A 22998-nucleotide genomic window follows, 5' to 3' on the forward strand; every position below is an offset into this window, starting at 1 on the left:
TGTATCAACGCATAGCTCTGTCCAAGGGCCTCGGTCGAATTCTCGGCCGGGGCCCTTTTCCTCCGTCCCCAAGGGATCACGGTTGCTGTTGGCCGATCCTGTCTGTTGTGAGTCCGGTCGACCTTTTGTCTTAATCTGTAACGTCTAACGGCTCAAAACGGGTCTTCCTGTTACAGATCGAGACAAACCAAAACCGTCCGGAAGAAGATCTCAATCTGTAACATCTAACGGTGGAAATTGGGTCCACTTGTTACAGATTGAGACAAACGGAGCTGTCCTTCGGAATGATCTCGATCTGTAACATCTAGACATCAAAAGAGGGTCTAGATGTTACAGATCGAGACGTTTGCCTGGGTAGGTGCCCCGTCCCATTACATCCCTGTCAACAACACGACATCGAGAATCGTCACGATGGCACCGATCCCTACGAGCAGCGCGTTGAGCGGGCGCGAGTTGGCGTATTTGCCCATGACGCGGCGTGAGCTGGTGAGCCGTATGAGCACAAAGACCGTAATCGGCAGCTGAAGCGACAGCAGTGCCTGACTCCAGATGAGACCTTCAAAAGGATTTGGGACGACTAGGCACGCCGTCACTGCGCCGACGAAACAGGCCGCCACCCCAATCGATGAGTGTCGGTCGTGGATGTCGTATTCCTCGTCGAACATGCCCGCGGTGATGGTGCCCGCCGCCATGCCCGCCGTCACGCTGCTCGATAGTCCCGCGAACAGCAGCGCTACCGCAAAGATAGTTGAGCTTGCCGGGCCCAAGATGGGGGAGAGCGTGGCCGCTGCGACGGCGAGGTCGTCTACGACAATGCCGTGCGCAAAGAAGGTCGTTGCGGCCAGGATGACCATGGCCGAGTTGATTGCCCAGCCCACGCCCATCGAAAAGAGCGTGTCGAAGAGCTCGTAGCGCAGACGTTCTTCGATAACCTGCTCGCCTTGGCCTTCGAAGTGCATAGATTGGATGACCTCGGAGTGCAGAAAAAGGTTGTGTGGCATAACGACCGCACCCAGGACACTCACGATAATCGCGGCAGAGCCAGTGGGCATACTGGGCGTGATCCAGCTTGCGGCGGCTTGCGGCCAGTCGACCTTGACTAGTGCAAGCTCGGCCAAAAACGAGAGTCCTACCACGCCTACGAAGGCGATGATCCAGCGTTCGGCATGCTTGTAGGAGTTCGTCATGAGCATCGCCATCGATACTGCCGCCACGATGACGCAGCCCGCACGCACGGGCAGCCCAAAGAGCATTTGAAGGGCAATCGCGCCGCCCAGGACCTCGGCCATGGCGGTGGCGATGGTCGCGAGATAGGCACTGGCGAGCACCGTGCGCCCGACGAAGCGGGGGAGGTAACGTGTCGTGGCCTCGGCAAGGCAGGCGCCCGTGGCGATACCCAGGTGCGCCGCGTTGTGCTGCAGCACGATGAGCATAATCGTGGACAGCGTGACGATCCACAGCAGCGCGTAGCCAAACTGCGAGCCCGCGGCCATATTGGAGGCCCAGTTGCCCGGGTCGATAAAGCCGACGGTCACGAGCAGCCCGGGGCCGATATGCCGCGCAATGTCTAGGCCTCCGTGACCACCGGTGCGTCGGCAGCCAAAGTGTTGTTTGAGATGGTTGAGCATGGTGAGCTCCTGCGTGCCGTTTGCTTGACGCCGCAAAGGATACCCGTTTTAGGCTCAAAAGTTAACCAAGACTAACAAAATTGTTGCATTTGAATGGGACAGTGAAAGGGGATTGCCGAAATGTCTTGATCTGTAACAACTAGGGATGGAAATTGGGTCTAGGTGTTACAGATCAAGACAGGAAGAAATGGTCCTATGGAAAATCTCGATCTGTAACAGTTGGCTGCAAAAACCGGCCCTTCGTGTTACAGATTGAGACATTCGGAACCGTCTCTCAAAAACATCTCAATCTGTAACTGTTAGTCATCGAAATTGGGTCGTCGTGTTACAGATTGAAATGTTTGAAGCGGTGAGCTTACAGGCCGAACTTGGGGCCTATGTTGTCGTCCTTGAGGTCGGCGGCACCCACTCGTAGGGCGTGCGTTACGCGATTGTTTCGAAACGGGTGGGAAACACAACGGGCCGGCGATGCCCCTAGTATGCCTATTCAACTGACTGTCAAAATATCTAGGGGAGGATCGCGATGCAGGCAGATTCCGCTCAGCAGCAGGGCCTTTATCGCCCCGAATTCGACCACGATGCATGTGGCATCGGCGCGCTCGCCGATATCAACGGTGAGCGCCATCACCAGATTCTGGACGATGCACTGTCCATTCTGGTCAACTTGGAGCACCGCGGCGGCACGGGACTCGAGAAGAACACCGGCGACGGCGCTGGCATCCTGTTCCAGGTTCCGCATCACTTTTTTCGTAAAGAGGCCCAAAAGTGCGGCCAGATTCTGCCGGCAGAGGGCGACTATGGCGTGGCCATGCTGTTCTTCCCGCAGGACGACAAGGGCGTAGAGGATGCCCGTCGCGTGTTCGAGGAGGGCTGCGCCGAGGCCGGCGTGCCACTGCTCTTTTGGCGCGAGGTGCCGGTCGACCCGCACGACCTGGGCGAGACGGCCCGCGCCTGCATGCCCACCATCCTGCAGGCCTTCCTGGGCCGTCCGGACGACACACCTGCCGGCGATGCCTTTGAGCGCCGCCTGTATGTGTGCCGCCGCACCATCGAAAAGAAGGCCGACGCCGAGTTCGCCCTGCGCGACAAGATCTTCTACGTGTGCTCCATGAGCTCGCGCACTATCGTGTACAAGGGCATGCTGGTCGCCACGCAGATGCGCCGCTTTTTCATCGACCTCAACGATGCCGCCGTCAAGACGGCCGTAGCGCTCGTCCACTCGCGCTACTCCACCAACACCACGCCCAGCTGGGAGCGCGCGCACCCCAACCGCTTTATCATCCACAACGGCGAGATCAACACCCTCAAGGGCAACGTCAACTGGATTCGCGCCCGCGAGCCCAACCTGTACAGCCCCGTGCTGCAGCACGATCTTGAGCGCGTGATGCCCATCATCAACCGCGAGGGTTCCGACTCCGCGATTCTGGACAACGTGCTCGAGTTTTTGGTCATGAACGGTCGCCCGCTTACGCGTGCCGCGTCCATGTTGCTGCCCGAGCCGTGGGACCACAACGACAGCCTGAGTGAGGAGCGCCGCGCCTACGACGCTTACCAGTCCATGCTCATGGAGCCGTGGGATGGACCGGCGGCCATCGCCTTTACCGACGGGCGCACCCTGGGCGCCGCCCTCGACCGTAACGGCCTGCGTCCCGCCCGCTACTATGTGACGCGCGACGGTCGCTTTATGCTGGCAAGCGAGGTGGGCACCATCGAGGTGAGCCCCGAGAACATCCTGACGAGCGGCTGTCTGGGACCGGGTCAGATGCTCGAGGTCGACTTTGCCCGCGGGCGTGTCATCTACAACGAAGAGCTGCGCGCCCGTTACGCCAAGGAAAAGCCCTACCGTGATTGGATTGCCGAGGAGACGCTGACCGTCGACGCACTCGACAAGCCCGCCGCGCCCGCGCCCGCCGAGGATGCCGAGGTGCCCGCCGCCGTGCGCATGGCCAAGCTCGGGTATCACTGGGATGATGTTGACGAAGTCGTGCGTCCCATGGCCCAGCAGGGCAAGGCGCCGCTCGCCTCGATGGGTATCGATGCGCCGCTGGCCTGCCTGTCCAAGAAGACGCGCTCGTTCTTCGACTACTTCTATCAGCTGTTCGCTCAGGTCACGAACCCGCCGATCGACGCCCTGCGCGAGCATATGGTCACCTCGACCACGCTCTACCTGGGCAACCACGGCAACCTGCTCGAGGACTCCCGCACGGCCTGCCAGCTGGTGCGTCTGGAGCGTCCGCTGCTCAACGAGGAGGAGTTCGAGCGTATCTGCGCCATCGACCGCGTGGGCTTTAAGACCCGTCGCTTCCGTGCCGTCTACCGCCGCGATGCCGGCGAGGGCGCGCTGCAGGCTGCACTCAAGCAGCTCGCAGAGGACGTTGAGGCTGCGGTCCGCGACGGCGTGAACATCGTGGTGTTGAGCGATCGCGCCGAAGCGGGCGAGGTGCCCGTGCCGTCGCTGCTTGCCGTGGGCTGCGTGCACAACCATCTGATCCGCGCTGGCGTGCGCACCTTTGCCGATATCGTGGTGGAGTGCGGCGACGCCGTGTCCCCGCACGACTTTGCGGCACTGGTGGGCTACTCCGCGAGCGGCATCTATCCGTACAACGCACATGCGTGCATCCGCGATCTGGCGGCACGCGGCGACCTGGACGTGACGGCCGAGCAGGGCATCGCCAACTACAATAAGGCTGCGACTGCCGGCATTGTCTCCATCATGTCAAAGATGGGCATCTCCACGGTGCAGAGCTACCATTCGGCGCAGATCTTCGAGGCCGTGGGCTTTACGACGGAGTTCGTCAACGCGTACTTTGCCGGTACGGTGAGCCGTGTGGGCGGTATGGGTATCGAGGACGTCGAGCGCGAGCAAAATGAGCGCTACGACGCCGCGCTCGTCATCCTTAAGAGCCCTGCTCCCGATCAGCTGCCCACACTGGGCCTGACCAAGTGGCGCCCGCTCGGTGGCGAGGATCACCTGATTGACCCCCAGACCGTCTACCTGCTGCAGACCGCCTGCCGCGAGGACAGCTACGACACCTTTAAGAAGTACAGCGCCCGCCTGCACCGCACCGGCCGTGCCGTGCGCCTACGCGACCTGCTCGACTTTAATGCCAGCGGCCGCACGCCGGTTTCGCTCGACGAGGTGGAGCCCGCGCTCAACATCGTCCGCCGCTTTAACACCGGCGCCATGTCGTACGGTTCCATCAGCAAAGAGGCACACGAGTGCATGGCCATCGCCATGAATCGCCTGCACGGCCGTTCCAACTCCGGCGAGGGCGGTGAGGATCCGCGTCGCGAGACTCCGCTGGCCAACGGTGACTCCAAGAACTCCGCCATCAAGCAGGTAGCAAGCGCGCGCTTTGGCGTGACGAGCCGCTACCTGTGCAGCGCCTTCGAGATTCAGATCAAGATGGCCCAGGGCGCCAAGCCCGGCGAGGGTGGCCACCTGCCCGGCAAGAAGGTCTACCCCTGGATCGCCGAGGTCCGTCAGTCCACGCCCGGCATCGGCCTGATCTCGCCTCCGCCTCACCACGATATTTACTCTATCGAGGACCTGGCAGAGCTGATCTTCGATCTTAAGAACGCCAACCCCGGCGCGCGCGTGTCGGTCAAGCTGGTCAGTGAGGCCGGCGTCGGCACCATCGCCACCGGTGTGGCCAAGGGTGCTGCCGACAAGATCTTGATCAGCGGCCACAATGGCGGCTCGGGCGCCGCTGCGCGCGACTCTATCTGGCATGCGGGACTGCCGCTGGAGCTTGGCCTTGCCGAGGCTCAACAGACGCTGCTGCAAAACGGCCTGCGCTCACGCGTGGTGCTCGAGGCCGACGGCAAGCTCATGGACGGCACCGATGTTGCCGTCGCCTGCTTGCTGGGCGCCGAGGAGTTTGGCTTTGCGACCATGCCGCTCATCTCCATGGGCTGCCTCATGCAGCGCGACTGCCAGCAGGACACCTGCCCGGCCGGCATCGCTACGCAAAACTGCCGTCTGCGTCGCGGTTTCCGCGGCAAGCCCGAGCACGTTGAGCACTTTATGCTCTTTGTTGCCGAGCAGCTGCGCGAGGTCATGGCGAGCCTGGGCTTCCGCACCGTCGATGAGATGGTCGGCCATCCCGAGTGCTTGCGCCAGATCGAGGTCCCGGGCAACCGCAAGGCCAACCTGCTCGATCTGTCGCCCGTGCTGGCGAGCGCGACCTGCGAGTTCGGTGCCCATATTCCGGGCGCCGACGGTCGCCACTTCCTGCCGCAGATGGCCGCGGACAGCGAGCTCGACAAGACGCTCGACTCCACGTTGTTTGTGCCCTATACGGCCGATGCCCGTGCGCACCTGCGTCCGATTCGCTTCCGCGCCGATATCGCCAACGTCAACCGCTGCGTGGGCACCATCCTGGGCAACGCGGTGACCAAGGCGCATCCCGAGGGCCTGCCCGCCGGCTCCATCACCATCGATTGCGACGGTTCGGCCGGTCAGAGCTTTGGCGCCTTCCTGCCGCGCGGTATTACGCTCAACGTGTGCGGCGACGCCAACGACTACTTTGGCAAGGGCCTTTCGGGTGGCGAGGTGTCGGTGCGCCCCAACCCGCATGCGACCTACAAGTTCGACGAGAACATCATCGTGGGCAACGTTGCGTTCTTTGGTGCCACGAGCGGCCGCGGCTTCATTAACGGTCTTGCCGGCCAGCGTTTTGCCGTGCGTAACTCCGGTGCCACCGTGGTGGTCGAGGGCTGCGGCAACCATGGCTGCGAGTACATGACGGGCGGTCTGGCGCTCATCCTGGGCGAGGTCGGGCAGAACTTCGCCGCCGGCATGACGGGCGGCGTGGCCTATGTCTTTGACCAGTACGGCACGCTCGATGCCCGCGTGAACCACGAGAGCGTTGAGCTCAAGGCCCCGACGGCCGGCGAGCTGGCGCAGATTCGCGAGCTCATCCAGGAGCACGTGGACGCGACGCAGAGCCCGCGCGGCATTAAGCTGCTCTACAGCTTTGAGACGATGAGCAAGCACTTTGTGAAGGTCATTCCGACCGAGTACGAGCGCGTGCTGGCGATTGTCGCCGCGGGCGAGGCTGCCGGCAAGACGCATGCGCAGGCCGAGGAGCTGGCGTTTGACATTGTGACCGGTCGCGCGAGCGCCGCGGATGTCGCTCGCTTTGATGTCACGGGCGATGCTGCGGGCGCTGCGTCCGCAGCGGCCAGCTCTGTTGCTTCGACCAAGAAGGAGGCGTAAGTGCCATGGGTAAGCCCGGTGCTTTTCTTGATATCGATCGCGTGGCCCACGAGCTTCGCCCCGTGGAGGAGCGCAGCCAAGATTTTGATCCGCTGTACGTGGAGCTCGATGATGACGCACGCCGCGCCCAGGCGAGCCGCTGCATGATGTGCGGCGTGGCGTTTTGCCAGTTGGGCGCGAGCTTTGGCAAGGCACGCCCGAGCGGCTGCCCGCTGCACAACCTGATTCCCGAGTGGAATGAGCTGGTGTACCGCGGCCGCTGGGACGAGGCCGCCGAGCGTCTGTCGCTCACCTCGCCCATGCCCGAGTTTACGAGTCGCGTGTGCCCGGCGCTGTGCGAGGCCGCGTGCAACCTGGGTTCGGTTGACGGCCAGCCCACGACGATTCACGATAACGAGCGTGCGATTAGCGATCATGAATGGGCAAATGGCGGTCCGCGTCGCTTTGAGCCGGCAGGGGAGGGCGCACCCACGGTTGCCGTGGTGGGCTCCGGCCCTGCCGGTCTGGTGGCAGCATGGGAGCTTGCGCGTCGTGGCGCCCGTGTGACGGTGTTTGAGCGTGACGACCGCCCGGGCGGCCTGCTCATGTACGGCATTCCCAACATGAAGCTCGAGAAGTCCGTGGTCGAGCGTCGCGTGGCGCTCATGCGCGAGCTGGGCATTGTGTTTGAGCTGGGTGTTGACGTTACGAACCCTGCGGTAGCGGCCAAGCTCAATGGCTTTGACGCCGTTGTGGTGGCTGCCGGTGCTCGTGCGCCCCGCGGTCTTTCGGCTACGAATGTGGATGCCCCGGGCGTGGTGTATGCCGTGGACTACCTGACAGCTTCGACCGTCTCGGTGCTCGATGGCGGTGAGCCCGCGGTGAACGCGCGCGGCCTGGACGTTGTGGTCATTGGCGGCGGCGATACCGGCAACGACTGCGTGGGTACCGCGGTGCGCCAGGGTGCGCGCAGCGTGCGTCAGTTTGAGTTCTTGCCGGCCGCGCCCGATAAGCGTGCAGCGAGTAACCCTTGGCCGCAGTGGCCCAACGTTAAGAAGACCGACTACGGTCAGCAGGAGGCTATCGCTGCCATGGGCGGCGAGATGCGTGCTTGGGGCGTGGATACGCTCGAGGTGCTGCTGGACAAGAAGGGCGCGGCCGCGGGCCTGCGCGTGGTCGATCTGGACTGGTCGGCGGGAAAGCCGGAGCGCATCGCGGGCTCCGAGCATGAGGTACCGGCGCAGCTGGTGCTCATTGCCTGCGGCTTTACGGGTCCCGAGCACAGTGTGTTCGAAGCTGTCGGCGTGCCTGTTGCTACCGCTGGTCGTCCGTTGCCGGTGATGGCTGCCGAGGGCTCGCACCTCGCGGCTCGCACGGAGGGTGTCGCCGCGGATGCCGCGCCGGTGTATGTGGCGGGTGATGCCCGCAACGGCAGCTCGCTCGTTGTGAACGCCATGGCCGATGCCCTGGCCTGCGCAGCCGAAGTCGCCGAGGCGCTGGAGCTGTAAGGTAGTCATTCAAGAACGTCCCCAATGACTAGTCATTGGGGACGTTCTTTTTTGTCTAGTCGTTGGGGACACTCTTCACGGGGCGCCTGTTCGTTTGTCGACGTATGGGTGTTCATTTGTCGACTTCTTGGGCTGTGGCCACCTGTTGTTTCTGTGGTGGTAGCGGGCATCTGGCTCAAAAGGGCGGGTTGGCTGTCTATGTCTACCTGCGGTTTCTTTGCGGTGCGCTCATTCGGTCAAGTGTCCCGTCAAGTGTTTGGTTAGCATCTGGTTTGCAGTCGAAGGCCTATTTTGCCCGCGCTTGCCTCGGTTGCTCGCCCTCCTCGTAAGCTCAAATTGAGGCCCATCAGTTTGAGGAGGATGTCATGACTGATCAAGTTTTTGACCGAGCGCAGCTGGCCGAAGCCGTCGGCAGCGATATTGCCGACATGGCTCACTTTTGGATGCTGCGGAAGTTTCAATTCCTGGAGCCGGCGCGCGAGCAGTTCGAGATTATCGTCGATTCGTGGCTCAGCTATTGCGAGGAACCTTCTCAAAACGAAATCATGGCCTACAACATGGCGTTTACCGATTGGCTGCTGTTTGAGCGCCCCTATTACCACGGCAAAACGCTGTTGGAGCTGTATGTGGACGAGCCGCCAGCGTCAATTTCTCCTGCTTCGTTCGGACGACTTAAGCAGGTGCGCGACACGCAGTATTTCTCGCGCTTTGGCATTTTGGACAAGGATCCCGCGACTGGCATGGTCGTGCTGAAGGACACGCGCACCGACCGTCGCTTTGACGTCTACGACCCACATATCGTGCAAAAGGAGCACTGGAACGATGGCGCGATTGCGGTGCGACTCGCGTGTGTCGACGATGCCTGGCTGACGGCGGGGCAGCTCTATCTGTATGACATCGCGCGCCTGAGCGACACGGCGGTCGACGGGCCGGGCGCGGTGCATCCCGAGGACCTGGAGGACGGTTTCGACACCTCGTGCATCAGCTTCTTTTTGCGCCTGGTCCGCGACATCATGGGCGCCCAGGGGCGGTACGTGAAGTCGCTCAATATTTACGAGCAAGAGTGGGAGTAGGGGGTGGGCTGTCGCAGCGCCGCCGCCTGTCTATTTGTCTCGGTCTGTAACGTTTAGAGGCCGTTTGGGGCCGTAACTGTTACAGATCGAGATGAACAAGTGCAGACTCGGCTGAATGTCTCGATCTGTAACAACAAGGGGCCAAAAAACGGTCTAACTGTTACAGATTGAGACAAAGGTTGGGCGCACGACTGAAAATCTCGATCTGTAACAACTAGAGGCTCAAAGACTGTCTTCCTGTTACAGATTGAGACGTTTGTCGACAGCGGCAACGGTGACAATGGCCCATTTCTCCGATGTGGTGGTGATGGAAGTGTCTAATACCGTTTTCAAACACAAGCATGCAGCACGGAACACGTTGGCGCGGAACAGGATGCTCGCGCGGCTCACGGAGACGACCGAGCAAGGTGCGCTGCTCGCAACACACGACAATGCCGAGCTCATGTGGCTGCGGCGTCATGTGGGAACCGATGATATTGCGGAGCCCGAGCCGTATTTGTTCTGTTTTCAACATGATTGGGATGCGTTAACGCCGGCGGAGCGAGCGCTGCGTACCATCAAAGGGTTTGCAGAGTTTCATCCCGATTGGGCGTTTTGGGGTTATGACGCGGCACTTTTGTGGGGTCTGGAGGTGCCGAATGATCTGCTCGGGCCGCGATTTCTTGTTAAGACAGGTTGCTCGGTGCCGCTGAGTGCAGGATGCCGGCTGTTGCGTCCGCGGGCGGCGTGTGCGCTTGAACAAGTCGACGGCGTGCAGGTGACGCCGTTTTGGCACACGGTAGAGGATTGCCTGCTGCGCGCGCCGTTTTCGTATGGGTTGGCGATTGCCGATTCTGCGTTGCGAGCAAAGGGCGTATCGCGCGATGACTTTTGTGAGCGGCTTCGTATGGATTGTGAAGGCAAGCGCGGGTATCGCAGAGCGCAGGTGATTGCGTCGTATGCGGACGGGCTGTCCGAAAACGGCGGCGAGTCTCGATTTCGGGCGTTCTTTATTGCGTACGGCTTTCCGGTTCCGGAGCTGCAGGTGGAGTTTCGTGATCCGCTCGATCCGAGCCAAGTGTTTCGCGTTGATTATTTTTGGAGGTTCGAGGACGGAACGTGTGTGATTGGCGAGCTGGACGGAAAGGGGAAGTATGCCTTGCAGAACGACGAGGGTCGGGAGTCGGTCGACCCATTCGTGGCAGAACGTCAACGGGAGTCTCATCTGACGGTGCTCGGGCACAAGGTGCTTCGGTTTACGTTTGATGAACTCAAGAACCCGGGGAAGCTGGTTGAGAAGATGAGGCTGGCGGGTATTCCGCGACGGGCCGATTTGGCCGAGGAATGGAGATGCCAGTGGTATGGGCGCTGAGGGGTGCAGCTGATGCGGATGTGGTTGTTCCTGTCGAGTTTGTCTCAATCTGTAACAACAAGGGGCCGTTTGGCCTTGCAACTGTTACAGATCAAGACAGAAGGTTGGCGCCTGCTGAAAGATCTTAATCTGTAACATCTAGAGGCCGAAAACCGGTCTAACTGTTACAGATTTAGACGTTTGACGACGGGGTTGGAGAATATCTCGATCTATAACATCTAACGGCCGAAATTCGACCCAACTGTTACAGATTGAGACAAAGGTTGGACGCGGTGCCGAAAGATCTCGGTCTGTAACATTTGGAAGGTTAAAGACGGTCTACCTGTTACAGATTGAGACATTTCCCGGATGTCGCTGGGGTGGGACTGCAATGCATTCCGTTCTTCGCATCTCCTCCTTTCTCCGTTAACCGATATGTCCGCAGCAATCCTGCCGCGCTGGGTAATAATGGACAAATGTTCAAGTTAATCGTGAGGGAGGAGCTCGATATGGCGACTGCCGATCGTCCCACGTTGTTTATCAATGCGACCGTTCTGGATGGCTCGGAGCATATGGAGTCGCAGCCCGATATGGCCGTGGCCGTTGAGCGTGGCATCATCACCTGGATGGGACCGAGCGCCGTGGCGCAGGCTCCGGTGGGGGCCGAGGTCATCGACCTGGGCGGTGCGTATCTCATGCCGGGTCTCATCAATATGCACGTGCATCTGTGCGGCTCGGGCAAACCGGTCTCGGCGGGAGATGCCGGCGCGCTGATGAAGAAGCTTGACAATCCCGTGGGCCGCGCCATCGTGCGCCATATCCTCAAGGGCAGCGCTCAGCAGCAGCTGGCAAGCGGCGTGACCACGGTGCGCGGTGCAGGCGATCCGCTGTTTGCCGACATCGCCGTGCGCAACGCCATCGACGCCGGCAAGTATCAGGGTCCGCGTCTGGTAGCGCCGGGAACGGGCGTTACGGTGCCGGGTGGCCACGGCGCGGGCCTCTTTGCGCAGGTGGCCAACAGCCCTACCGAAGCGGCCGAGCAGGTGCGCGACCTGTATGCGCGCGGTGCCGATGCCATCAAACTGTTCGTGACGGGTGGCGTGTTCGATGCGACCGAGGTGGGCGAGCCGGGCGTGCTGCGCATGCCGGTCGATGTCGCCGCGGCGGCGTGCAAGGCGGCGCACGAGGTTGGCCTTCCGGTCATGGCCCATGTCGAGAGCACCGAAGGTGTGAAGGCCGCGCTTCAGGCTGGCGTCGACACAATTGAGCACGGCGCTCCGCTGACGCCTGAGATTCTGGAGCTGTACCGCGGCGCCGCGGGAACACAACTCGAGGGACGCGCGCCGAGCGTGACCTGCACGATCAGCCCCGCATTGCCATTTGTGCTGCTCGATCCGGAAAAGACCCATTCGACCGACACACAAAAGAAGAACGGTGACATTGTGTGCTCGGGCATTATCGAGAGTGCTCGTGCCGCACTGGAAGCCGGTATCAAGGTGGGCCTGGGCACGGACTCGAGCTGCCCGTTCGTGACGCAGTACGACATGTGGCGCGAGGTGGCCTATTTTGCCAAGTACGTCAAAGTGAGCAATGCCTTTGCACTGCACACGGCCACACAGGTCAATGCCGAGCTGCTGGGACTGGGTGACGAGACCGGTACGATCGAGTGCGGCAAGGCGGCCGACATTTTGGTGACGCGCGAGAGCCCTCTGGATGACCTGTGCGCTCTGCGTGAGCCGATACACGTGATGTGTCGCGGTAACCTGGTGCGCAAGCTGAAGGTCAAGCACATCCGCGAGGTTGACACCGAGCTCGACGCGATTATGGCCATGCCGACAGAAGCCCTGGTCGAGGAGCTGGCCCGCGACGGCGTAGCTTAGGCGCTGACGCGACGGGGCGACAGCTTCATCGAATGATGTCGCCCCATGCAAAAAGCCGAGGTCTCAACACGAGGCCTCGGCTTTTTAATCGAACAAATACTTAAGATTTGGGACAAACAAACCTGATTAATTTGTCCCGCGTACGGGCGCTAGGAGCGGGTTTCCATCTTGGCGTGGCACTTGGGGCAGGTGACGCGGATCTTGCCCTTGCCCTTGGGGACGGACAGCATCTGACCGCAGTTGGGGCACTTGAGGTACGCCGTGGTCTTGCGGCCCTTCCACATCTTCTTGGCCGTGCGCTTGGCACGCTCAAAGTCTTCCTTGCTGGTACCGGCCGTGCGCGAGGCGTTGGCAGCTGCAGTCCCGCCGCCCAAGCTGGCGACGAACTTGCCCAGGCCGGGGACGTTTGCGGTCGCCGTGACAAAGGCATCGTTCTCCTTGCGGCGCGCGTCGATGTTTTTGGACAGGCCACGCAGCACGCCGAGCACGATCACGGCGATGGCGATCCAACTGAGCCACTGGATACGGGCCATCGATCCGATCATCGCGATGATAATGCCTGCGAAGCCCAACACGACGGTGAGTTCGTCGGCGCCGTTGCGACCCTTCATAAAGTCATTCATGCGAATTACCTTTCGTTCGATATGCTGCACGCCTTTATACCCCTTTTGGTGCAAAGGGGACAGGTTAATCTGCACCAAGGTGGTGCAAACGTACCTGTCCCCCCTTGCACCAATTACTTGGCGAGCTTGTCGACGACGCGTTCGATCTCGGCGAGCTTGGCAGCTTTGAGCTCCTCGTCGCCCGATTCGATGGCCGAGGCGACGCAGCCCTCGATGTGTGCCTTCAACACATCGGCGTTGATGCGGGCGATGAGCGCCTGCGTTGCCATGAGCTGCGTGGAGATGTCGACGCAGTAACGGTCCTCCTCCACCATCCGCAGGATGCCGTCGATCTGGCCGCGTGCCGTCTTGAGCATGCGGGTCACCGATTTATGGTCTGCCATCATGGCGGGTCCTCGTTTCTGGTCGATCTTCCGGATGCCCCCGTCAGTTGCGGTGAAATAGTTCTTGTTTGCAGGCTTGAAGCGCTAAAACAGGAACTATTTCACCGCAACTTCTGAGGATTGAGTAGGCAGCGTCTGCTACGCGGCGGTCACGGACAGGGCGTGGAACTTCTCGCCCGCTCCCTCGACGGCGGCGGCGAGCTGCTCGGCGGTCACGGTGTCGGCGCACTCCACCTGGACGGTCTGGGTCTCGTGGTCGGCATCGGCATCGGTCACGCCGGCAACGTTGAGCAGCGCCGTTTCGACAGTGGCGTCGCAGTGGCCGCACATAAGGCCGGAAGTCTTGATTGTGTAACGCATGGGTGTACTCCTTATCGATTGAGATTATCTGACAGTTTAGTCGTGAATAGCGTCATCTTAAAGGTGCGCTGAGGTGCCCGAGATTGCCCCGAAAGAGGAGCGAAGCGTACTTGGGTACGCGAGCGACGGTTTGAGGGGCAAGGTCGGGTGCTTCAGCGCGCCGTCTTGGGCTTAAAGGTTCGCAGGCGCAGCGCGTTGGACACAACGCAGACACTCGACAGGCTCATCGCCGCGGCGCCAAACATCGGCGAGAGTTGCCAACCCGTGAGGGGGAAGAACACGCCCGCGGCGAGCGGAATGCCGATGCCGTTGTAGAACAGCGCCCAGAACAAGTCCTGCTTGATGTTACGAATCGTGGCGCGCGAAAGCTCGATGGCGCGGGCGACGTCCATGAGGTCGCTGCGCATGAGCACCACATCTGCCCCCTCCTTCGCGATGTCGGCGCCGGTACCGATGGCAAGGCCCACGTCGGCGCGCGCCAGGGCGGGGGAGTCGTTGATGCCGTCGCCCACCATGGCGACCTTGCTGCTCGCATCCTGCAGCTCGCGCACGTGGCGTTCCTTGTCGGCGGGGAGGACGTCGGCGATGACCTGCTCGCTGCTCAGTCCCACGCGGCGGGCGATCGCTTCGGCTGTCACGCGGTTGTCGCCGGTGAGCATGCGCACGTCGACGCCAAGCGAGCGCAATGCGGCGATGGCCTCGGCGCTCGTCTCCTTGACCTCGTCAGCTACGGCAATGGTGCCGGCAAGCTCGCCGTTCTTGGCAAAGAACAGCGGCGTCTTGCCCTCGGCGGCAAATTGCTCGGCAAGACCCGCGGGCACGGTAACGCCCAGCTCGTCCATCAGGCGTACGTTGCCGGCGGCGATGGCGTTTTGCCCCTCGCGTGCTGTGACGCCGCGACCGGGCACGGCGGTAAAGTCCTCGACCATGCGCGCGACGATTCCGCGTGTCTCGCATTCGACCATAATCGCCTCGGCCAGCGGGTGCTCGCTTGAGCGTTCCAGCGCGGCGGCCAACTTGAGCAGCGCCTTTTCGCTCATGGCGGGCGAGCCGTCGGCGCGCGTGGCTACCACGATATCGGTCACGGCAGGCTTGCCGCGGGTGACCGTGCCCGTCTTATCGAGCACCACGGTGCCCACGCTGCGCAGGTTCTCCAGCGCCTCGGCGCTCTTAAAGAGAATGCCCATCTCGGCGCCCTTGCCGGTGCCGACCATAATGGCGACTGGCGTGGCCAGGCCCAGCGCGCACGGGCAGCTGATCACCAGCACGGCGACGGCGGAGGTAAGCGCTTCGTTGACGCTTCCGGTCAGCACCATCCACGCCACAAAGGTCACGGCCGAGATCGCGAATACTACGGGCACGAACACGCCGGCGACCTTGTCGGCCATGCGGGCGATGGGCGCCTTGGTGGCGTTGGCGTCCTCGACGAGCTGGATAATCTTGGCGAGCGACGTGTCGGCGCCCACACGCGTGGCGCGGAAGGTAAACGAGCCCGTGCGGTTGACCGTGGCCGCATTGACAGTGTCGCCGGCGGTCTTCTCCACGGGGATGGACTCGCCGGTCAGTGCACTTTCGTCCACGGCCGAAGCGCCCTCGAGTACCACGCCGTCGACAGGGATGGACTCGCCGGGGCGCACGCGCAGGACCTGGCCGGGAAGGATACTGTCGACGTCGACGGTGGTTTCGGTGCCGTCATCGGCAACGACGGTCGCGGTCTTGGGCGCCAGATCGATGAGCGCCTCGATAGCGCCGCCGGTCTTGGACTTGCTGCGCGTTTCGAGGTATTTGCCCACGGTGACGAGCGACAGGATGGTGCCGGCGCTCTCAAAATACAGATTGTCCATGCTCGTCATCATGGCCTCGTGCACCTGACCTGTGGCCAGCTGGTCGGCCATGATAAACATGGCATAGAGTGACCAGGAGATCGACGCGGTGGCACCGACGGCGATGAGGGCGTCCATGGTGGGCGCGCCGTGCACGAGCGATTTAAACCCGTTGATAAAGTAGGCGTCGTTGACATAGACGATGGGGATGAGCAGGACAAGCTCGGTGAGGGCGAGCGTCATGCTGTGGATGTGGTCGGTGAAGATGCCGGGCAGCGGCCAGCCGAGCATGTGTCCCATGCCTATGTAGAACAGCGGGATGAGAAAGATGATTGAGATGATGAGACGGGTGCGCATGGCGGAGGCGGTGGCCTCCAGCTTTTTGGTCGGCGACTCCATATGGGCGGCGCCGGACCTGGCTTGCGCGTTGCCACTTGAGTTGGCGGCATCGGTGCCCGTGCCGACAGGCGAGGCCGAATAACCCGCGCGATCGACGGCGATGCAGATGTCATCGGGGCTGACCTGCGCGGGGTCGTAGTCGACCAGCATGGAGCCGGCGAGCAGGTTGACCGCGACGCTTTGGACGCCGTCGAGCTTGTTCACGGCACGGTCCACATGTGCCTGGCAGGCGGCGCACGTCATGCCGCCCACATCGAACTTATCTTGAGCCATGGCTTCTCCTTTCTGTGACGTAGTGTCGGAAATGTTAACCATCCGATACTATACACCCATACCCCCTGGGGGTGTCCAGTACAGAAATAATATATGAGATTTCGTTACAGATGAGGATGGATGGTTGGCCGATGGTCCGTCCCTACCAAACATCTCAATCTGTAACAACTAGACCCGTTTTTGTCGAGTAACTGTTACAGATCGAGACATTACATCGAGCCACAACTTAACGTCTCAATCTGTAACGTCTAAGGACCGTTTTGCCTGCTAGATGTTACAGATCGAGACAGAGCGTCCGCGGTCAACTCAAATGTCTCGTTCTGCAACATCTAGACCGGTTTTTGGGTTCTAACTGTTACAGATTGAGACAATTGCCGGGGAGGGGTCCCGTCACGGCAAGACGCCCGCTCTCTAGATACAGAATCCGGGGATCACACAGGTTCGTTTGTTTGGCTTGTCCGCAGGCGTTGCGTACGTAAAGGCGTCGCCGTCGTGGCCCACACGGTTTATGTAGAGCGTGCCTTCGGTCTCCGATGAGTCGGGGCTCACCGTGCGCTCCCACCAGCAGGTGTCCTTGCCCTTCCACTGGCGGACCATCGTCTCGTTCGTGGAATACGGGCTCACCTTGAGCTCGCGGAAGAGCTGATACTCCTTGCCCTCGCCGTTGTAGATGTCTGCCAGGTAGTGATAGTCCTCGGCAAACGAATCGGGCGGCTGTACACCGCACAGCTCGACCATGGCGGGCAGCCAAAGAGTCGCGGGCAACTCGCTCAGGCACGATGCGCTGTTGGCGGCGCCCACATTGTTCGAGACCTTCTTGACCCCTTTAATGAGTGCGCGCAACTCGTTGGGCAGCAGCTTAAGGCCGTCGCCGTTGAGCCATTCCCGCAGCTCGCAATCTACCCAGCCGGCGCTCGGCGGTTCAGCTGCAGCGTTGCGCTCGGCAATACCCGCGTCGAACATAAACGTCAGCCCGGCCTTGCCCGTACCGTCCAGAAGCTCATCGTGACGGATGCCCACAAGCTGCGCGCCGACCTCCAGCCCGTTGGTGAGCGTGACACGCTTGGTGCACGGATAGGGGATATGCCCATCAGCGTCGAGCAGGTGGTAACGCTTGGCAATCTCGCGTGCCTCGCTACGGGTCTCGGCGGCCTTAATCTTGAGCGAAATCTCCTGCAGCTGATCCCAGGTGTAGTCGTCAAGTGAACCGCGGATGCCGTCAAGGTAGTCGGGGATGCCAAAGCCATGGGTTGCCGCCCCGATAACGCTGAGCCCCGCAACGGCTGCGATAGCGCCGCCGATAATAAAGCGGCGGCGGGTCATGGCATCGTGGCGGGCCTGATTCAGGATCTCTCGTGCGCGCTCGCCGGCGACGTCGACCTTAAGGTGCGTGCCAGAATCGATATCAATCGCGGCCTCGTCTCCTGTGCCTTCGCGGCCCTCGGATTCGGCATCGGTGAGGTATGCCGAGAGCACCTCGAGCATCTGCTGCTCGGTGGGACGATCGCACTGCTCGACTGAGAGACCCTTCATGATGATTTGGACGAGCGCTTCATCGCCCTCGCAGCGCGGCTCGAGCGGCGCCGGCTTGGTCTTGGTCTTTACGAGATAGAACGAGCCGGTTGCAGCGGCGTCCGTCGACTCAAAGTCAAACGGTTTGCGACCGCTGTAGAGCTGGTACAGAATGCTCGAAAGCGCGTAGACATCGATTGCCGGCGAACGGCGAAGGGCCGCGATGCCTTCGATATCCTGCGTGAGCATCTCGGGCGCGGCGTATGCGGGCGTGGCAAAGCGCCAGATGTCGGCGCGCCGGGTGATCGTGTCGTCGCCGAGGGCCATGGTCGCGGAGCCCATGTCGATGAGGCAGGGGTCAAAGGAGCAATCGGCAATCTGCTGCTCGAGTGTTCGGCTGGTGGTGCGGAACATGATATTGGCAGGCGACAGGTCGCGATGGACGACCGGATTCACGAGGCCTTGGGTCATCAAGAGCGCACGAAGCACGGCGTTTCCGACGGCGGCGACCATCTGGGTGGTCAGCCCGCCCGAGGCGTCGTGCGGAAGCAGAGGTAGCGCCTGCTTGAGTGAGGTGCCCTCGACCCACTCCATGAGGATGAGCGGGTCATCCTCGCACGATCCGTAGCCATAGACGCGTGGAAATCCGCGCAGGTGCGAGACGGTACACAGATGACGGTACTCCTCGAACAGCGCGGCGGTGTTGGCCAGGTGCGCTGCCGATTGCTCGGCGGAACGGTCGGGGGCTTGGCCAGAGAGAAAGGCGTTGTCCTTGAGTAGCTTGACGGCAAAGACCTCGCCGCTTGTGTTGGTCGCGCGAAGCACGTGCCCGATGTTGCCGTTGTTGCGGTGGGCCGTCTGGAGAATAAGCGTCATAAACCGACGCTTGGTGTCGTCCTCGGCACTGGGGTCGACCGCCACGGCGGTGTCGAACGTATCGAGACGGATGAGTTTGTCGCCATAGGCGCTATCGGTAGTATCCATGGCGTTCCTTTGTCTGGCATGGGTTGCCGCGCGTACACGTGAGCAGTGCGGATATCGGTAAAGTACCATGATAGCCGCACTGCTCACGTGTACCGCTGAGTATTGTCGTTTACGACGCAGAAGGTAGAAGACGAAAGACGGACGGCGACCGTCTTCCGATCGCTGTCCGTGCTAGTCCACAATGACAAGGAATGTCGTGTAGAGACCCAGATGGAGCCTGTCGCTGTTGGCGATTTCCACGGGGGGATAGACTTTGCCGGGTTCGCGTTGGTCGCGCGGCGGCTCAATCACAATATCGCCGTCGCCCGCGCCCGATTCGAGCACTGTGCCGTTGGTCGATCCAAGGCCCTGGGCGTACCAGTGCTCACCCTCGAGCCAAATACGAAGATGCTCGCGCGAGGCGTCGGCGCCTACATCGGTGATGCTGGGCGAGGTTTTGGGCAAAGAACCAATCACGGTGCCGCGCGGATCGCGTGTGAGGGGATGGATTTGCATGTCGGCGCAGTTGTCGGCATGGGTTCTGAGCAGACCGAGGTTGGGAGCGACGGTGTGCGGCTGCTCCAGGCTGCTCATAAAGCCACGTCCGACGGTAGTTTCGGTGGTGCCAAAGTGCCCGCCCGTCTTGCTGTCGCAAAAGCGCTCGACGGTGGCCACGCCCTGAACGGGATCGGCGAGCGCCCCCGTTGCCACAAAGAGCATAAGGTAAAGCGTGCTTTTCTCGCGCACGGCATTGCCGTCAAAGTTGTCGATGCGATTGAGGGCATTTGCATATAGGCGGCTGTCCAGCTTGTAGCTGGCGAGAGCCGACATCATTTCGTTGGCGGCCGGACCGCGATAGTGCTCGGCGATTGCCTGATAGGCGGACTCGCCGCCGCCGAGCTTGCTGCAGATTGCCGCGGAAAGGTTGAGCGTGGTGACGGTAAAGTCGCTGTAGATGGCGGGCGCGCACTGGTCAGGCTTGCGATGGACGATGTAACGGGTGAGATACGAGCGGTTGGAAGAGCATTTCTCGAGCAGGGTACTGCCGAGATAGGAGTTTCCATTGATGAGCATTCGGGCGATCTCGAGATGTTTAAGACCGCCGAACGAGCGAATATCGTTATAGAGGACCGAGCAAGGCGTCTCTGCTGCCACGGATACCTCCTTTGATTGCTTCCTAGCCAATATGGCGATAGGAATTAATGGCCCCCGGTGGGCGACGTATTAAATGGTTGCGCAATATATAGCGTAACCAAAGCAACATTATAGGCCACATTTTCGAAATTGCAGGAAGACCGAGAGATTTGGTTTGGATTGAACGGAAATCCCCCTCTGTCTTGATCTATAACAATTAGGGCCGATTTTACTCGTTAACTGTTACAGATTGAGACGTTTGTGAGCCGTGTCGACCGTTTGTCTCGATCTGTAACACGTAGAGGAAGATTTGCCCTGCATCTGTTACAGATTGAGACAATCGGCCAGGCCCGCCCCGTCCGCCTCGTCATCTGTGGTTTACGTGGGGGCATACGGAGTGCGGGTATACTAACCGGCGGCGAATCTGCTCCATCGCTTAGAGCTGCTGCGTCTGGACGGCGCGTGATAGGGCTGCCAAAGCGATCGCCAGCGTGCTGAGCAACGTCCTCTCTGTGCGCACCTGTTTTTGTATGTATTAGCGCACTACCAAGCACGCCCGCGCGGCCGCATGCCGTGCCCATTGCGCGTGCAGATAAGGAACAACAACATATGCGTAATTCTGTATCCGACGTCACGGACGCCGAGATTCTGGACGAGGCCCGCGAGGCCATGACCCAGGCTGCCTTCGATGCCGCCGATGAGGCCAATGCTGCCCAGACCGTCGAGTCCGCTACCGAGAGCCTGCCCGCCTTTGACGAGCTGGGCCTTTCGGACGAGATGCTTCGTGCTATCGAGAACCTAGGCTACACGGCGCCCACGCCTGTCCAGGCTGGCTCGATCCCCGTGGTGCTCGAGGGCCGCGACCTGCTTGCCGCTGCTCAGACCGGCACCGGCAAGACGGCCGCCTTCTTGCTGCCGACCATGAACAACCTGGAGCACATCGCTCCGCCCAAGCCCGTGCGCGAGCGTGGCGGTCGCAACCGCCGTCGCGGCGCCAAGAAGCCCGAGGGCAACGGTCGCGGTCCCTTGATGCTCGTCATCACCCCCACGCGCGAGCTTGCCCAGCAGATCGACGAGGTCGCGAGCAAGATTGCCGACGTCACTGGCCATGTCGCCGTGACCGTCGTGGGCGGCGTGAGCTACAAGCCGCAGACCGCGGCGCTCAAGTACGGCTGTGACATCCTGGTCGCTACGCCGGGCCGTCTGGTTGACCTGATCGAGCAGGGCGCCTGCCACCTGGACGAGGTCAAGGTGCTGGTGCTGGACGAGGCCGACCGCATGCTCGACATGGGCTTTTTGCCCGCCGTCCGCCGCATTGTGCGCGAGACGCCGGCCGAGCGTCAGACGCTGCTGTTCTCGGCCACGCTCGACGAGGAGGCCGTGGGCGAGATCACCGACCTGGTGAGCGACCCGGCACGCGTGGAGATCGCGCCCGCCACGTCGACCGCCGACACCGTCGACCAGTTTGTATTCCCGGTGTCCATCGAGGCCAAGAACAATCTGCTGCCCGAGTTCCTCAAGAAGGAGGGCCCGGAGCGCACCATCGTCTTTATGCGCACCAAGCACCGCGCCGACAGCTGCTGCCGTCGTCTGGAGCGCAAGGGCATCAAGGCCGCCGCGATTCACGGCAACCGCAGCCAGGCTCAGCGCGAGCGTGCCCTTTCGGCCTTCCGCGACGGTACCGTCGACGTGTTGGTGGCAACCGACGTGCTCGCCCGCGGCATCGACATCAGCGACGTGCGCTACGTCGTGAACTTTGACGTGCCGGCCGAGCCGACCGACTACATCCACCGTATTGGCCGTACGGGCCGCGCCGGCGAGCTGGGCTGGGCCATCACGTTTGTGACCGAGCAGGATGTCGATGAGTTCTACGAGATCGAGAAGCTCATGGACAAGACCGCCGACATCTACGAGGCCGGCGACCTGCATGTGGGCCCCAATCCGCCCGCGGTTGACCCCGAGCGCGATCCTGCGGCCTTTAAGGTGAAGAAGAAGACCAAGCGCGGCAAGTCCAAGAGCAAGAAGAAGCTTGAGCAGGCGCGTCGCGACGGCAAACGCAACGGCGACGATTACGGTGATGTGGCCGGTCGTTCCAACCGCGGTCGAGACGAGCGTCGCGGCGACGGTGAGCGTCCGAGCCGTCCCAAGCGCGGCGGCAAGACCCGCGTGCGCGAGGGCGTTCAGGCTCGCGTGGACGAGGCTGTGGAGAGCGTGGCCCGCGAGGTGGCTGCCGAGGAGCGCGGCGGTGCTGGTGTCGTTGAGCAGGCCCCGCGCGGCAACCGTGCCGAGCGCCGTGCCAAGCAGTTCCAGGGCGAGGCGCATCGCCGTCGCCGCGAGGACGAGGACCGCGGCGGTCGTCGCCGTGTTGAGCGCGAGGACGAGGGCCGTGGCTCGCGTGGCGGCAAGCGTGGTTCGGGCGATCGTCGTCGTTCCGGTCGCGATGACGAGCGCGGCGGCCGTGATGAGCGCCGTGGCGGCGAGGGCCGCGGTTCGCGTGGCGAGCGTGGTACTCGCGGCGGCGAGTCCCGTGGCGGCAAGCGCTTTGATGAGCGCGGTGGCCGTGGCGGCGAGCATCGCGAGGGCACTCGTGGCAATGGCAGCCGCAGCGGTGCTGGCCGCTCTAACGAGTCGCGCGATCGCCGCGATCCGCGTGCCAGCCGCGATCGTCGCGATGACTGGCGCAACTACGACGATACCCGCGAGGAGCGTCGTGGCGGCTATCGTGGCGGGCGTGGCGGCAACCAGGCCGGCTCCCGCGGCGGCCGTGCCGGTGGTCGCGATAATCGTGGTAGCTATGGCAATAGTCGTGGCGGCAAGCGCGGCGGCAGCTCCCGTCGCCCCGGTGACGGCGGCGGCAAGCGCAAGTAACATACGCATCGCCCGCTAGAGCGAGGTGAACCAAGGGCCCC

General features: G+C 61.9%; 13 protein-coding genes. 6 read left to right on the plus strand and 7 right to left on the minus strand.

Translation table 11 applies throughout. The annotated features are described in order from the left end of the window. Positions 1-371: 371 nt before the first annotated feature. Positions 372-1664, minus strand: coding sequence for an Nramp family divalent metal transporter (locus I2H19_RS02355; protein ID WP_229089744.1), 1293 nt, complete (start codon positions 1662-1664; stop codon positions 372-374). 487 nt (positions 1665-2151) lie between these two features. Here I2H19_RS02355 and gltB point away from each other — a divergent pair, with 487 nt between their 5' ends. From gltB to I2H19_RS02380, 5 genes are all read left to right on the plus strand, one after another. Further along, positions 2152-6849, plus strand: coding sequence for a glutamate synthase large subunit (gene gltB / locus I2H19_RS02360; protein WP_195621038.1), 4698 nt, complete (start codon positions 2152-2154; stop codon positions 6847-6849). Between the two features lie 5 nt (positions 6850-6854). Continuing rightward, complete coding sequence (locus I2H19_RS02365; protein WP_195621039.1) at positions 6855-8336, plus strand: glutamate synthase subunit beta; 1482 nt, start codon at positions 6855-6857, stop codon at positions 8334-8336. Between the two features lie 365 nt (positions 8337-8701). Next, on the plus strand, positions 8702-9409 hold the full coding sequence (locus tag I2H19_RS02370; protein ID WP_195621040.1) for a hypothetical protein: 708 nt from the start codon (positions 8702-8704) through the stop codon (positions 9407-9409). 280 nt (positions 9410-9689) lie between these two features. Beyond that, positions 9690-10760, plus strand: a complete 1071-nt coding sequence (locus I2H19_RS02375) for a hypothetical protein (protein ID WP_195621041.1) — start codon at positions 9690-9692, stop codon at positions 10758-10760. 488 nt (positions 10761-11248) lie between these two features. Then, the gene (locus I2H19_RS02380) at positions 11249-12619 is read left to right on the plus strand and encodes an amidohydrolase family protein (protein ID WP_229089747.1); all 1371 of its coding nucleotides are present in this window, start codon (positions 11249-11251) and stop codon (positions 12617-12619) included. 149 nt (positions 12620-12768) lie between these two features. Here I2H19_RS02380 and I2H19_RS02385 read toward each other — a convergent pair whose 3' ends face one another. The 6 genes from I2H19_RS02385 to I2H19_RS10060 form a co-directional block, all read right to left on the minus strand. Beyond that, positions 12769-13242 (minus strand): hypothetical protein, encoded by a 474-nt coding sequence (locus tag I2H19_RS02385; protein ID WP_195621045.1) that lies wholly within the window; start codon positions 13240-13242, stop codon positions 12769-12771. 113 nt (positions 13243-13355) lie between these two features. Continuing rightward, positions 13356-13625, minus strand: coding sequence for a metal-sensing transcriptional repressor (locus I2H19_RS02390; protein WP_229071458.1), 270 nt, complete (start codon positions 13623-13625; stop codon positions 13356-13358). A 138-nt stretch (positions 13626-13763) separates the two neighbouring features. Next, positions 13764-13985: a heavy-metal-associated domain-containing protein gene (locus tag I2H19_RS02395; RefSeq protein WP_006235338.1), complete on the minus strand. Its 222-nt coding sequence runs from the start codon at positions 13983-13985 to the stop codon at positions 13764-13766. A 152-nt stretch (positions 13986-14137) separates the two neighbouring features. Further along, complete coding sequence (locus I2H19_RS02400) at positions 14138-16480, minus strand: heavy metal translocating P-type ATPase (RefSeq protein ID WP_195621047.1); 2343 nt, start codon at positions 16478-16480, stop codon at positions 14138-14140. Positions 16481-16891: 411 nt separating this feature from the next. Then, positions 16892-18976 carry a protein kinase domain-containing protein gene (locus tag I2H19_RS02405; RefSeq protein WP_195621055.1) on the minus strand — a complete coding sequence of 695 codons (2085 nt, stop codon included), beginning with the start codon at positions 18974-18976 and terminating at the stop codon, positions 16892-16894. A 171-nt stretch (positions 18977-19147) separates the two neighbouring features. After that, positions 19148-20110, minus strand: coding sequence for an FHA domain-containing protein (locus tag I2H19_RS10060; protein ID WP_055310328.1), 963 nt, complete (start codon positions 20108-20110; stop codon positions 19148-19150). 588 nt (positions 20111-20698) lie between these two features. On the opposite strand from I2H19_RS10060, the gene I2H19_RS02415 reads away from it, so the two are divergent. Further along, positions 20699-22957: a DEAD/DEAH box helicase gene (locus tag I2H19_RS02415; protein WP_195621056.1), complete on the plus strand. Its 2259-nt coding sequence runs from the start codon at positions 20699-20701 to the stop codon at positions 22955-22957. Positions 22958-22998: the final 41 nt, after the last annotated feature.

Source organism: Collinsella aerofaciens (genome assembly GCF_015560135.1).
In the GTDB taxonomy this organism is placed as follows: Bacteria; Actinomycetota; Coriobacteriia; order Coriobacteriales; family Coriobacteriaceae; genus Collinsella; species Collinsella aerofaciens_AN.

Bases quoted from the DNA above. Each gene is read 5' to 3' on its own strand.
- gltB (WP_195621038.1), top strand. From the start codon at position 2,152: ATGCAGGCAGATTCCGCTCAGCAGCAGGGCCTTTATCGCCCCGAATTC.
- I2H19_RS02365 (WP_195621039.1), top strand. From the start codon at position 6,855: ATGGGTAAGCCCGGTGCTTTTCTTGATATCGATCGCGTGGCCCACGAG.
- I2H19_RS02370 (WP_195621040.1), top strand. From the start codon at position 8,702: ATGACTGATCAAGTTTTTGACCGAGCGCAGCTGGCCGAAGCCGTCGGC.
- I2H19_RS02375 (WP_195621041.1), top strand. From the start codon at position 9,690: ATGGCCCATTTCTCCGATGTGGTGGTGATGGAAGTGTCTAATACCGTT.
- I2H19_RS02380 (WP_229089747.1), top strand. From the start codon at position 11,249: ATGGCGACTGCCGATCGTCCCACGTTGTTTATCAATGCGACCGTTCTG.
- I2H19_RS02385 (WP_195621045.1), bottom strand. From the start codon at position 13,242: ATGAATGACTTTATGAAGGGTCGCAACGGCGCCGACGAACTCACCGTC.
- I2H19_RS02390 (WP_229071458.1), bottom strand. From the start codon at position 13,625: ATGGCAGACCATAAATCGGTGACCCGCATGCTCAAGACGGCACGCGGC.
- I2H19_RS02395 (WP_006235338.1), bottom strand. From the start codon at position 13,985: ATGCGTTACACAATCAAGACTTCCGGCCTTATGTGCGGCCACTGCGAC.
- I2H19_RS02400 (WP_195621047.1), bottom strand. From the start codon at position 16,480: ATGGCTCAAGATAAGTTCGATGTGGGCGGCATGACGTGCGCCGCCTGC.
- I2H19_RS02405 (WP_195621055.1), bottom strand. From the start codon at position 18,976: ATGGATACTACCGATAGCGCCTATGGCGACAAACTCATCCGTCTCGAT.
- I2H19_RS02415 (WP_195621056.1), top strand. From the start codon at position 20,699: ATGCGTAATTCTGTATCCGACGTCACGGACGCCGAGATTCTGGACGAG.